14 protein-coding genes and 1 riboswitch are annotated in these 13,981 nt (G+C 29.2%); of the genes, 13 read left to right on the top strand and 1 reads right to left on the bottom strand.

Annotation, left to right across the window (positions count from 1 at the left end):
- The first annotated feature begins 49 nt into the window (after positions 1-49).
- From CHL78_RS12195 to CHL78_RS12180, 5 genes are all read left to right on the top strand, one after another.
- Positions 50-571 (top strand): RNA polymerase sigma factor, encoded by a 522-nt coding sequence (locus CHL78_RS12195; protein ID WP_094366681.1) that lies wholly within the window; start codon positions 50-52, stop codon positions 569-571.
- Positions 564-2,087, top strand: coding sequence for a DUF5643 domain-containing protein (locus CHL78_RS12190; RefSeq protein WP_094366682.1), 1,524 nt, complete (start codon positions 564-566; stop codon positions 2,085-2,087). Before CHL78_RS12195 ends, CHL78_RS12190 begins: the two co-directional genes overlap by 8 nt.
- Positions 2,088-2,102: 15 nt before the next feature.
- Complete coding sequence (locus CHL78_RS21350; protein WP_274541853.1) at positions 2,103-2,228, top strand: hypothetical protein; 126 nt, start codon at positions 2,103-2,105, stop codon at positions 2,226-2,228.
- 138 nt (positions 2,229-2,366) lie between these two features.
- Positions 2,367-2,885, top strand: coding sequence for an FmdE family protein (locus CHL78_RS12185; RefSeq protein WP_094366683.1), 519 nt, complete (start codon positions 2,367-2,369; stop codon positions 2,883-2,885).
- A gap of 247 nt (positions 2,886-3,132) precedes the next feature.
- Positions 3,133-3,216, top strand: a riboswitch (cyclic di-GMP riboswitch).
- Between the two features lie 18 nt (positions 3,217-3,234).
- The gene (locus CHL78_RS12180; RefSeq protein WP_094366684.1) at positions 3,235-4,857 is read left to right on the top strand and encodes a thioester domain-containing protein; all 1,623 of its coding nucleotides are present in this window, start codon (positions 3,235-3,237) and stop codon (positions 4,855-4,857) included.
- Positions 4,858-4,939: 82 nt separating this feature from the next.
- Here the strand turns inward: CHL78_RS12180 and CHL78_RS12175 are convergent, their stop codons facing one another.
- Positions 4,940-5,374: a globin domain-containing protein gene (locus CHL78_RS12175; RefSeq protein WP_094366685.1), complete on the bottom strand. Its 435-nt coding sequence runs from the start codon at positions 5,372-5,374 to the stop codon at positions 4,940-4,942.
- 169 nt (positions 5,375-5,543) lie between these two features.
- Here CHL78_RS12175 and CHL78_RS12170 point away from each other — a divergent pair, with 169 nt between their 5' ends.
- The 8 genes from CHL78_RS12170 to CHL78_RS12135 all read left to right on the top strand — a co-directional run.
- Positions 5,544-5,939, top strand: a complete 396-nt coding sequence (locus tag CHL78_RS12170; protein WP_094366686.1) for an RrF2 family transcriptional regulator — start codon at positions 5,544-5,546, stop codon at positions 5,937-5,939.
- A 58-nt stretch (positions 5,940-5,997) separates the two neighbouring features.
- Positions 5,998-6,324, top strand: coding sequence for a DUF6054 family protein (locus CHL78_RS12165; RefSeq protein ID WP_094366687.1), 327 nt, complete (start codon positions 5,998-6,000; stop codon positions 6,322-6,324).
- 361 nt (positions 6,325-6,685) lie between these two features.
- Positions 6,686-7,543 carry a hypothetical protein gene (locus CHL78_RS12160; RefSeq protein WP_094366688.1) on the top strand — a complete coding sequence of 286 codons (858 nt, stop codon included), beginning with the start codon at positions 6,686-6,688 and terminating at the stop codon, positions 7,541-7,543.
- Between the two features lie 24 nt (positions 7,544-7,567).
- Positions 7,568-8,092, top strand: a complete 525-nt coding sequence (locus CHL78_RS12155) for a DUF4878 domain-containing protein (RefSeq protein WP_094366689.1) — start codon at positions 7,568-7,570, stop codon at positions 8,090-8,092.
- A gap of 328 nt (positions 8,093-8,420) precedes the next feature.
- Positions 8,421-10,133, top strand: a complete 1,713-nt coding sequence (locus tag CHL78_RS12150; protein WP_094366690.1) for an ABC transporter ATP-binding protein — start codon at positions 8,421-8,423, stop codon at positions 10,131-10,133.
- Positions 10,123-11,901, top strand: a complete 1,779-nt coding sequence (locus CHL78_RS12145) for an ABC transporter ATP-binding protein (protein WP_094366691.1) — start codon at positions 10,123-10,125, stop codon at positions 11,899-11,901. Before CHL78_RS12150 ends, CHL78_RS12145 begins: the two co-directional genes overlap by 11 nt.
- Before the next feature lie 152 nt (positions 11,902-12,053).
- Positions 12,054-13,214 carry a YncE family protein gene (locus CHL78_RS12140; RefSeq protein WP_094366692.1) on the top strand — a complete coding sequence of 387 codons (1,161 nt, stop codon included), beginning with the start codon at positions 12,054-12,056 and terminating at the stop codon, positions 13,212-13,214.
- 319 nt (positions 13,215-13,533) lie between these two features.
- Positions 13,534-13,981: MATE family efflux transporter (locus CHL78_RS12135; RefSeq protein WP_243446431.1), on the top strand; the 448-nt coding region annotated here is incomplete at its 3' end.

The raw sequence follows: 13,981 nt of genomic DNA, 5'->3' as shown, positions 1-13,981 counted from the left end.
AAAAGAAATTGAAAGTATATCTGCAGATATATAGATACCAGGAGGAACGATGGACTTATTAATAAAAAGGGCTAAAAAAGGAGATAAAAATGCCTTTGTTCAGCTTATGAAAGAAAATGAACTATCTTTATATAAAGTTGCTAAATCTATATTAAAAAATGATGAAGATGTAGCTGATGCAATGCAAGAAACTATATTATCAGCTCTAGAAAATATATCATCTCTGAAACAAGATAAATACTTTAAGACTTGGCTAACAAGGATACTAATAAATAAGTGCAACACTATTTTAAGAAAGAACAGTAAAACTATACAATTAAAAGAATACTTTGATGCTGGATATACTGAGAACTTCATTCAAAGTATTTCAATTAAAGAAGGTATTCAAACTCTCTCAGATGAGCAAAAACTTGTACTTCACTTATACTATGTTATGGGGTTTAACTCTAGAGAAATTAGTGAATTACTAAATGAAAAAGAATCTACTGTAAAAGTAAGACTTTCTAGAAGTAGAAATAAGTTAAAGGATTTTTTTCAAGGAAATAAGAGAGGGGATGCAGTAAATGGATAAGAATACGATAAATGAAATACCTGAGGATGTAAGATTAAAATTAGACAATACATATAAAAATATATTAGAAACGGAAGAATCTAAAAGTAAGAAAGCATTAAATAAAATAGCTAGTATTATAATAGTAGGAAGTATAAGTATAGCAACTTTTCCAGTTGTAGCTAAGGCATTACATAATATAGAGTTAGCTATAAATAACTTTATAGAAAGTGCATTATCAGAACCATTTAAAGAAAAATTAAAAGGTAAAGATAGTGCTAAGAATATGGTGATTTATGATGATAATGCGACAATAACTTTAGATAGTAGTGCATTAGATAATGAAAGATTTGTTGCTAGCGTGACAATTGAAAGTGATTTTCTAAAACAATACAAAGAAAGTGATCAAAAGTATAGTTTGTACGCAGAGACAGAAGTATATATTGGGGACACAGAGAACTTCGTTGGTGGAGGAGCTAGCATAAAGTTAATAGATGAAAATAAAGCTAGTTTAGTACTATATAATAGCGTAGTAGGAAAGAACATAGAAGATAATGTAGATATAAATATTAATTTAAAAAGGATATATATAAAATCTAATGAATGGAAAAGTAACGAAGTAAAGGAACTTGAAGGAGATTGGCAATTCTCTTATAATTTAAACAAAGTAGATTCTATTAAGAAAATTGAAGTCAAAGAGAGTGTAGAAATAGACGGTAAAGTAATAACTTTTGAAACGATAGAAATAACTCCTTTAGGAAACTATATAAGACTAACGGCTGATGAAGAGATAAAAGATATATGGGCCTCAAATTATAAAATCATAGATAATGCAGGAAATTCTTATAGATACGAAATGCTAGATGGACATACCGATGAAAATGGATGGAACTTTACTTTTGAAGTATATGGAGATTTATCAGATGTTGAAACTTTAAGCATCACACCGTACTCAGGGGATACAATTATAGAGCAAAAAATTCATGGACAAGATACTGTAAAGATGATTACTAATATGGAAAAGGGTGCTCAAGTTGAAGATATAATAGTTTCGAGAAGTGTTGGAAAAAGGGATTTAGAAGTAGAGACAAAACCAGCTAGTAAATATGAGGGAGAAAAAATTAGCTATAATTTAGCTATAGATAAAGAGAGAAAGTTCTATACTATTGAAGAACTTATAGGTAAAAATATAGATACAGGAGATGGAAAAAGCGTAAGTATAAAAGATATAAAATCAGATAAGGAGAATACTACGATAACTCTTAAAGTAAATGGAGATTATAATTATTTAGGTCAAATTGTATTGTTTGATGAAGATATGAAAGATTATTATAGTGGTATATATGTAACACATAAAGGAAGATATCCATCTAATAGTCATAGGATTAATGTAAAGGATGTTTATTATAGTAATACTGGGACAGCAACATTTACAATTGATAAGATAGATGCTAATAAAAAATATAAGTTAGCAGTTCCACTTCAAAAAACAATTAATCTAAATAGTAATCATACTATGAAAGCTAAATTAAAGTAATATCAATCGAGTTTGATGATAAATGTTTTATCGGATGTATACTTAATCTATGAAAGTGATGATTATAATATATATGAGAGCTTAGAAGCTGATTTTCACTTTATAGATAGTTATATACAGGGACTTAACAAGTATGTATAATATTATAAGAGTGTATAACATTATTAATAAGAAATGAAAAATAAATTTTATACATTAACTAAACCATGAAGGTTTGTACACTATACATAGCTATAGGTACATCTTCATGGATTTTTTATTTAGGGGGATTAAAACATTATGAAAACTTGGGAAGAAGTAATCAACTTTCACGGACATGAATGTCCAGGTCTAGCCATAGGATATGTAGCATCAAAAGCAGCGGGGCAGTATCTAGGTATTGATTTTTCAGAAGATGAAGAAATAGTATGTATAGCTGAAAATGATGCTTGTGGGATAGATGCAATACAAGCAATGCTAGGCTGCACAGTTGGAAAAGGAAATTTATTAATTAGACTTAGGGGAAAAAGTGTATATCACTTCTATAATAGAAAAAATGGTAAGTCAGTTAGAATGTCACTAAAATTAAAGCCAAAAGATTTCGACAGAGATGAATATAAAAAATACTTACTAGACTCTAATCCAATAGATTTGTTTAATTTAACAGATACAAATATAGAACTCCCAGAAAAAGCTAGAATATTTTTATCAGAGGTATGTGAAATATGTAAAGAAAAATCTTCAGAGCAATTTACAAGACTTCAAGGTGGAAAAAAAGTTTGCTTGGATTGTTACAGTGACTATAAAAGATTCTTTTAAAGATTAATGTAAATAATGGGGAGTCGTGTTTTACGACATAGGGTTATATACCTTAATTAATAAAAAAGCATTACCAGTGGTAATGCTTTTTTTAGTGAAATAATTTAGATATGAACATTATATGAGAGTTTAGAAAATTATTTATATCTATTGGAAAATAAATGAATTTATGGAAGTGAGTTACTATTGAATGATCTTTATATTACTTTGTACTATTTATATAGATGCTACTTGCATAAGTAGCACCTATAATCCTAGAAACTTTGAAGTATAACTTATAATTGGGCACTTTAGTTATACAGAGTTAGTAGTGCAACCGGCTAGAAATATCTAGGAGGGATTGAGTAGTATGAAAGAGTCAAACAACAAAAGTAGCTCGCATAAAAGTAAACTTATAAAAAAGTTTACATCACTATCTATAGCAGTACTTTTAACATGGTTTATCCCAATACATTATGTATTTGCTAACGAACAAGATAGTGAAATGGTACCAGTAGATGCTATTATAAGCTATCATAACGCCACAAAAACTGTGTACATAGGAGAGAAGGTAGATACTCTAGTCTTTCCTAAAGAAGTTTCAATTGTCCATGGAGAAACATGGAAATCTGTATATGTAAGTTGGGAACCAGAAGTATCAATTGATGAATTCTCATCAGATGGAGTATTTACACAAACAGGAACAATAAAATATAAGATGATTTTACCAAAGGGATACTATATACCTGAGGGTGTAGATTTTTCTGAAACAACTGAAATAACGGTAAACATTGAAGAAAGTCCAAGTGAAGATACTCAAAAATACCCTTATGCAACTGTAGAAGATTCAATGATTAAGATTTATACATCTAAGTATAAAAGCCAATTAGCTTATTGCTATAATCAAAGCTTAGCAAGACCTGGTTTTGATGAAAAAATACCTTATGATACAGTTGAAGAGTATATAGGTCAAGAAAATCAAAATGCAGAAATAATCAAATCATTAATAAATATAGGATATCCATTTGATGCACTAGGACTTAGAGGAAAGTATAATGTATCAAGTGATATGGAAGCTTATGGAGAAACTCAGGCTGTATTATGGGGAATACTAAAAGGTAATGAACCTTTATTTTTATCTGACTATGGAAAAGAACTATATAATACAGCTATAAATAATCAAGGAAGTATACCAAATAGAGGAGAATTTTCTTTGAGTGACACTCCAAGATTTACTTATATAGAAGATGGAGACTATTATGAAAGTCAAGAATTACAAATTATAGGATATAATGGTGAAGTAAATTTAAACTTACCAGAGGGTGTTGAAATTTATAAAAAGAGTAAAACTTCTTCTAATATTGTATCTACAAAAGATATCTTTAAACTAAGAGTTTCTTCAGATGCAGTTAAATATAATGGTAAATTTATTATGTCTATTGATAAGTACTTGTATGAATATCCAGAGAAAATAACTTTCTACAAGTCTAATAAGGTAAATGAAGATGGAATAGCGTATCAAAATCTATTAAGTTTTGAGAAAACATGGATTCAATTAGAAGATGAAAGATACTTTGAGATAAATGTAGAAGACTCAAGTATGGAGGAAGTAGAAAAACCGGAACAAGTACCAGACAAAGATGAGGATACAGACCAAGAACAAGAATCAAAGCCGGATCAAGTACCAGACCAAGGTGAGGACACAGATCAAGAACAAGGCTCAAACTCAGAACAAGTACCAGGCAAAGATGAGGACACAGACCAAAATCAAGATTCAAACCCAGATATAGCACTAGCGCCAGACCAAAATCAAGATACAGAGCCAGCTAAAGAACCAAATCAAAGTGTAGACTCTGACCAAAGCAAAGATAATAGTAATAATATTGATAGTACAACATCACCACAAACTGGTGATACAGGAATCACTATATATGTAGGCTTAGGTATACTAGCTTTAATATTTTTAGGAATAAGTAAGAAACACAAAATATAAATAAAAATAGCATATAAATTTTATATATTTACACTAACAAAAAAGCATTACCAAATCGGCAATGCTTTTTTACTATTAAAATTTATTTAGCATCATATATTTCTGTTTCAACATCAATAAACACCTTAGCAATTACTCCATAAGCTTCTCCCCAAGCCTCTAACACTTCATCAGTTGCAGCATCACCTAATACTTCCTTTATAGCTAGTAATAAATTTTTACCTACTATAGGGTAATGCTCTGGCTTAACATTTGTATTTACATGAACCTGACCTATTTTCTTTACAGCTGGTAATAAAACCTCTAAATTATCTATATTTTGAGCTGCAGCTAATACTGTCATAGCTAGTGCTTTAGGTTGAGCCCCTGATTCTTGCTTATCCATATTAAACATTTCTTTAACTTCTGGATTGTTCCTAAACATTATTTTGTAGAATGTAGTTGTTATTTCCATTCCATGTTCTTTTAACGCAGGTACTGTACTTTTTACTATATCTATTGTTTTTTGACTTAACATAATTAATCTCCTTTATAATGTGCATTTTAAATACTCTTTTAAATGTATTATATTTATACCTACTGTTTTTGCTTTTAAACATATTTATCTTTATATCTATACATAAGTTTTAATTATGGTATAAAATAATAATATAACTAAAATAAAAACATTAATCTGTGGAGGCATTATGAATTTATCAAAATTTACCGACTATAGTTTTAGAATACTGATATATTTAGGTAATAATCCCAATGAACTTTTTACAGTAGATGAACTATCAAATATTTTAAATTTATCTACTCATCATATAAAGAAAATAGTTTATAAGCTAGCAAAAAACAATTACATTGTATCTTCAAAGGGGAGAAATGGTGGTATAAAGCTAACATCTGATCCTTGTGATATAAATTTAGGAGATGTTTTTCAAACTATGGAAGAAAATTTAAGCATTGTTGAATGCTTTTCTACTGAAAGCAATACTTGCAATGTTGCTGGTTCTTGTAAGTTAAAACCTATTTTAAATGAAGCCTTAGAATCATTTAGATTAAAGTTAAGCGAGTACACTCTAGAAGACTTACTTTAAAATAGATGATTTAAATATATAAGGAAAGTATCTATAAAAAATACTAGGGGGAAAATTTATGGCAAAGGAAGTTTTTAATGTAAACATATCACCAATAGAAGTTAATAAAATAATCAAAGAGAAAATTAGAGCAGAGATGGTAGATTATGAAGAGTGTAAATTAGAGAGCAATAAATACATAACGGTTACAACTTTTCAAAAGTATTATCTTAGAAACAACAGTAATGCAGCATTAGTACTAATTTGTGATAATACACTGGGAAATACAAGGGTAAAAGCAGTTGGTACAGGAGGGGGAACTGCGGGACTTGCGTTTGACTTTGGAGCAGGGGATAGTTTTGCAGCTAAAGTAAAAGAATTGCTTAAATCATATATTGTAAATTAGTAAATATAGATTGAGCTGAATACTTAACAAACTCGATCTACAGATATATAAACCGAGTAAATAAAAGGCTATAGCTTAGAAGCATTATAGTATCAACAAAGTAAGCTGTGAGGAATATCAGTTCCCACAGCTTATTTTTTTATGTTAGTATCTCTAAATAATACTAACATTATATTAGATAATCATACATGGTCAAAAATCAGAAGTTAGATTATTATTTAATAATTCTAAAACTATTTACATAATATACCAAGTAATAAATGGAAAAATACAGAGGAAAATACAAAATTCGACAGAGTGTATATTATATAATAAATGAGCTTGTTTAAAACATAATAATACAAAATAGGAGGAATTTTTTATGTCATTAAAAAGTAAAATATTAAGCCTGGCAATTATATCGCTAATAAGTGTGACCGCATTAGTAGGATGTAGCTCAAGTAGTGACAATCCATCTTCTAACAGTTCTCAAAAACAAAATGAAGAAACTAAATCACCTGTGTTAGTAAAGGATATAGAATTTGTTGATGCAAAAGTACTAGAACCAGATTCAGTAGGTACTATATATTTTGAAACACAATTTAAGAATAACTCAGATAAAACTATAAAGGGTATTAGTATAGAGCTTGAGTTAGATAATAAAGAAGTAGCATATCTATCATCTTATGACACTATAAAGCCAGGAGAAACAACTTCAAAAACACAATGTTTTGGACCTACTACTGGAAATAAAGATGATATGAAGGCTAAGTCAGTGAGCATTACTGCAATTGAAGGTGATAAGGAAGTGTACATAGACTATGATGTAAAATTAGATAAGTATGATGTTATAGAGGGAGATGTGGCATCTAATACTGTAAAATCACCTGTAGTAGTATCAGATATTGAGTTTGTAAATCCACAAATATTAGACCCAGACTCAATAGGAAGTAGGTATTTCAAAACTCAACTAAAAAATAACTCAAAATCTATTATAACTTCAGCTAGCTTTGAATATGAGATAGATAATGGAGAAGTAGCGTATTTATCATCATATGACACATTACTTCCAGGGGATACAAGTTCAAATACAGAGTGTTTTGCTCCGACTACAGGTAATAAAGATGATATGAAGTTGAAAACTGTAAGCATAACTGCACTTGATGAGAATAAAAAAGAAATATACATAGATTATGATGTTAAATTAGATAAATATGATGTAGTAGAAAGTATAGATTAATAATATAATAAGGGAGATTTTATCATGATAAAAAAAATTAAGCTAGTATGTATGGCACTATGTACAATATTTATATTAACAGGATGTGCATCTCAAAGCCCATCAGATGTTGTGAATCAGTATTTTAAAGAAATAAAAGAAGGAACTAATGCTGATGTAAGCAAGTATTTAATGGAATCGATAGAAGAGCAAACAAACACAGTGGAAAATACTGAAGAAGATAATGAGTTAATAGATGTAGTATTCTCTAAACTTGATGCAAAGGTACTTAATGAAAATGTAGATGGAGATACTGCAACTGTAGAGGTTGAGCTAACAGGAGTAAACTTTGGTAATATAATGTTAGAAGTGATTCAAGAGAGTATTGGAAATATGTTTAGTGGAACAGAATCTACTGAAGAAGATATGACTAATTTGATGCTAGATAAAGCTAAAAATAGTGAATTACAAACGAGAACTGGAAAGATTAATTTAAGTAAAGTAGATAAAAAATGGCAAATTGAGACTGATGAAGATGTGATGACTTTAATGTTAGGTACAGTAGAATAAGGACGTAGAAATTACGTCAATTTATTCTCAGACAAATCATTAGATTTAAAAGCATCTACATCGGGTATATAAATAGAATAGAGTAAATAAGATAAGCTATACTTTAGAATTAATTTTAAAGTATAGCTTATTTGAGCATTAGTAATTACAATTAACTCACAAGCTGCCATACGTGAGCCGCTTAAGTTATCGCTAATAGCAAAGATTATATGATAATATTAAATTATATACAATCTTAATATTATCATATAATCTTTGCTAAAACTAATACTTCATACATATAATTCTTATAACAGATACAAAAATATCATAGCTTAAGAGGTGATATATGAAAAAATATATAAAGAAATATTACAAACTATTTTTACTATCTATATTCTTCGTAACACTAGAAGCTTTAATAGATCTTATACAACCGGGTATAACTTCAAATATTATAGACAAGGGAATAGCTCAAAATGACATCAATTACATCTTAAAAGAAGGTAGTAAGATGTTTATTATAACAGTGTTTGGAGCGATATTTGCCTTGACTAGAAACATAATCTCAACAAACGTTTCTCAAAGATTTGCATATGACCTTAGAAATGATCTATTTACAAAAATAAATACATATTCATTTAAAACAATAGAAAAATTCAACAAAGCCTCACTAATAACTAGACTAACCAATGACGTAACACAACTACAAAACTTTGTTCACGGTATGATGAGAGTATTCATAAAATCACCAATCCTTTGTATAGGAAGTCTAATAATGGCTATAAGACTAAATCTAAAAATGTCTATAGTACTAGTAGTTATGATAATAGGAGTATTTATAGTAATAAGTACTAACCTAAAAATAGGCTATCCATTATTTAAAAAAGTACAGAAAAACATAGACAACTTAAACTCTAAGATAAGAGAGTATCTAGGAGCAGTAAGAGTAGTAAAGACCTTCAACAGATATGAGTATGAAGTAGATAAATTTGAGCATACAAATGAAGAACTATACAACACATCAACTAAGGCTATGAGAGTTATGTCTGTGTTTAGTCCTTTTATAACCTTCATAGTAAATATGAGTATAGTATTAGTCTTGTACCTAGGTAATATCCCTACTTTTGACATAAAGATAGGAGTAATAGTAGCGTACATAAACTACATGACTAGGATACTTACCTCTCTTATTATGATATCTCATATATTCAACGTGTTTGTAAGAGCAAAGACCTCTTATGAAAGAGTCAATGAAGTACTTAAAGAAGACGGTGATATAAAAGAAAACCTTAAAAATATTGATAGGATAGATAGTATAGAATTTGAAGATATAGACTTTTCTTATAACAAAGACAATGAAAATACAGTACTTAAAAATATAAATCTAAAGATAAGTAAAGGTCAAACCATAGGGATAATAGGATCAACTGGGAGTGGAAAAACCTCTATAATAAATCTTATACCTAAGTTTTACAAGATAGACAGAGGAACTCTAAAAATTAATGGAATAGATATCAATAAGATAAGTGATAAGAGTCTAAGAAAAAGTGTTGCTATTGTTCCACAAAAGAATACCTTATTTACAGGAAGTATTGCTGACAATATAAGGTGGGGAAGTGAAAAAGCTACATATCATGAAGTAAAACAATGTGCTCAAATAGCTGAAGCTGAGGAATTTATAAACTCCTTTAGAGATACTTATAGCACTCACATTGGTCAAGGTGGAGTCAATGTATCAGGCGGACAAAAGCAACGTATATCAATATCTAGAGCACTTATAAAAAGACCTAGCTTATTAATATTAGACGATGCAACTAGTGCCCTAGATGCAGGCACAGAGGCAAATATAAAAAACAATTTAAGCAAATACATAAAGGATTTAACATGTATAATCATAGCTCAAAGAATATCCTCAGTAATAGACTGTGACAACATATATGTATTAGAAGAAGGGGAAATAGTAGGGCAAGGAAAGCATGATGAATTGATGAAAAGCTGTAAAGAATACAAAGACATATTCAAGTCTCAAGTAAATAGGAGTTTGGGAGATGAAGAGTAGTAACAAAAATAGATTTAAGGAAAAGGTGAAGCCTAAAGATTTTAGAAATACAATAAAAAGGCTATGGGGATACTTTAGGTCAGAGAAAAAGCTACTATCAGTAGTATTGTTACTGGTTATATTAGATGCACTATTAGTAATAGCATCGCCTTACTTAATAGGAAAGGCTGTAGATTATATTGATATTAAAAATCTAAATCTACTAAAAATAACGCTGATAGTATTGATAGTATCTTATCTAATAGACGTAGTAGTGGTATTTTTACAAAACTTCATAATATATGGCATGAGTCAAAAGGTAGTAAGAAATATAAGAAGCAAAGTATTTATTAAATTTCAAAATTTACCTATATCATTCTTTGACAAAAATTTAAATGGAGATCTTATGAGTAGAGTAGCCAATGATGTTGAGAACATAAGCTCAGGTATATCAGATTCTCTAACAAGCTTACTATCAGGTGTACTAACAATAATTGCTACACTAATAATTATGCTAATAACAAGCCCTATACTAACCTTATGTACAGTAATTTCAATACCTTTGGTACTAATTTTAACCAAGTCAATAGCAAGAAGAACAAAGGTGTTATTTAAAGACCAACAAGTAGAACTTGGAAAGCTAAATGCTCATGTGGAAGAGATGATAGGCGGTATAAACATTGTAAAGGCATTTAATTATGAAGAAAAATCTATAAAAAACTTTAAGGTTATAAATGATAGAATACTAAAAATAAGTATAAAAGCACAGATATACTCAGCAATGCTTATGCCTATGATGAACGTTATTAATAATCTATCATTTGCACTTATATCTGTAGTAGGAGGGATACTTGCCACTAAAAATATCATAACAGTAGGAGTAATAGCAACTTTCTTAAGTTACTCTAGAAGTTTTACTAGACCACTTAATAACCTTGCCAACCTTTTTAATAATTTTCAAAGTGCGCTTGCAGGTTGTGAGAGGGTGTTTGAAGTATTAGATGCAGAAGATGAAAAAGAAGATAATGAAGGTTGTAAGGTGTTTGATAAGATAAATGATGAGCTGGTATTTGAAGATGTAAGCTTTGGATACAAAGAGGAAGAGCCAGTATTAAAAAATATTAATCTAAGAATAAAAGCAAATACCTCAAATGCAATAATAGGTGAAACAGGATGTGGAAAGACCACTATAGTAAACTTAATAACAAGATTTTATGATGCAACTGAAGGTAGCATAAAGATAGATGGCACAGACATAAGAGATTATTGTAAAGAAAGTTATAGAAACTCCTTTGGTGTAGTTTTACAAGACTCTTATTTATTTAATGACACTGTAGCTCAAAATATTAAGTACGGAAATTTTGATGTAAGTGATGAAGATGTAATTAATACTTGTAAAAAGGTAGGAGTACATAACTTGATTATGAGATTAAAAAACGGATATAACACAAGAATCAATGAAAGTGGTCAAGAGCTAAGCCAGGGAGAAAGGCAACTTCTTACTATTGCAAGAAGCATTATAAAAAATCCTAATATATTGATACTTGATGAAGCTACTAGTAGTGTAGATACAAAGACTGAGCTTAAGATTCAAGAGACTATGATAGAGATAATGAAGGGAAGAACTAGCTTTATAATAGCTCACAGGCTAAGTACTATTAGAAATTGTGATAATATAATCGTAATTCAAGATGGTAAAATATCTGAGATGGGAAACCACAATGAGCTTATGAAGTTAAAAGGATACTACTATAATAATATCAATATCTTAGATAATGAAAGAAAATAATAGAAGCCTATCCATATATTTTAAGAATTATAAATATATGGATAGGCTTTTGTAATATACAAAATCTTTTGATTTGTCACAGATTGTCATTTCTAGTCATATGTTAAATTAAACAACTTTGTTGAGTAATTCTAAGCCTAGGAGGTATAAACTTGAATAAAAATGAATTACTAGCTACAAAAATAAACATGCCTATTGAGCATATTGAAGAAGTCGCTATAGCAGAAAACGAAGATAATAAAATAGCCGACTCATACGAAACTATTATAAGAAGTAGAAATCAAATAAATATTAAAAATCAAGTAAGCCAGTACCAATCAGCAGATAAAATAGAAAAAAAGGATGATAACTATAAAGAAATCTATTATAGATACGGTAACTACAGTAGTAAAATGCAAATACTTGCTTATGTAGCAAATATAGATAGTATATCAGTAGTTGATATATTATCAGGTAAAGAAGTAATAAGAATTCCTTTAGATGTAATTCCGCTTGATGTTGTAGTAAGCCCTGACAAAAAATATGTTTATACAACATACCCTGATGATGCAGCGATTGGTGTAATCTCTATTGAGTGTAATGAAGAAATAGCTAGAATAAATCTTAATAAACCTCCGTTTACATCTCAGGTACCTTTAGCTGTTGCTGTATCACCCAATGGAAGATTTATTTATGTAACTAATTTTGACAGTCAAAATGTTTCAATAGTTGAATATAAAAATCACATGTGGAAGGTAATAGGTGAAATACCTCTTACAAGTAACGCTGAAAGAATAGCAATAAATCCTGATGGAAGATTAGCATATGTTACACTTCCAATTATCAATGAAATTGTAGTCATAGATTTACTTTCAAATCTTCCAATTAGCACTATGTCTTCAGGTGAATTACCTATCAGTGTAGCTATAAGTAAAAATTATGTTGGGATATCAGCTAATCCAAGAAGTGATGATATAACAATATTTAATTCAAAGCTTGCCATTGCATCACCAGTTAATATACCGGTTGGTGATAGACCACCAGGTGTAGCATTTAATAGTAAGGGGAATTTAGCTTATGTAACTAATAGAAATGGGAATAGTGTATCTGTAGTAAATGTATTTTTACACAAGGTTGTTGCTACTATACCTGTTGGAGTAGGACCTATAGGAGTTGTTGTTACAGAGGATAATAGATTTACTGTAGTAGCAAATTCAGAGGATGCTACTATATCTATTATTGATAATACAATAAAAAGAGTAGTTAATACAGTAGCTGTAGGGTTAGAACCATTCTTTTTAGATACAATTACAGTAGATAGATGTATAAAGTAAAGATTAAGTAGATTATTAATATATTCGAAAACTTGTACGTGATTTAATTTGATATGGTATGTATAAAGCTAGTTTAGATATTTAAAATATCTAAGCTAGCTTTTTTTACATATAAAACTAGAAAACGATTTATACAAATACATCATCCAAAAGTCAAAAACATAATTAAAAATTTGATTTTAAAAAAAGTTGCAAATGCAATTAATTGTGTTATAATTAAATCTTATGACGAAGAACTAATAAAAATACAAATTCTAATAAAAAGAAAATAAATATACTTTGGAGAGTATATAAAATATAAATAAATATGGAGGAAATTATGGATAATAGTCAACAAGTTTTAGGTACAGAGCCAGTAGGCAAACTACTACTAAAATATTCAGTACCAGCAATAATAGGTATGATGGTAAATGCACTTTACAATGTAGTAGATAGAATGTTTATAGGTAATATACCGGGAGTTGGACCAATGGCAATAACAGGTCTTGGAGTAACAATGCCAATAACTACAATAATAATTGCTTTTGGATCTCTTGTAGGTATAGGGGCAGCTACTAATATGTCTATAAAATTAGGACAAAGAAAAAAATTAGAAGCAGAAGATACAATAGGAAATGCTATAACACTAGCTGTAATAATAGGTATAATAGTAACAATAATAGGTCTAGTATTTTCTGATAAGATACTAACAATATTTGGAGCAAGTGAAAATACATTATATTATGCACAGTCTTATATGAATGTATTATTATTTGGGACAGTATTTA

It is taken from the genome of Romboutsia weinsteinii, assembly GCF_002250835.2.
GTDB lineage: Bacteria > Bacillota > Clostridia > Peptostreptococcales > Peptostreptococcaceae > Romboutsia_A > Romboutsia_A weinsteinii.
The sequence above is the reverse complement of the archived record's forward strand: the minus strand, read 5'-3'. Positions and strand labels throughout refer to the sequence as shown.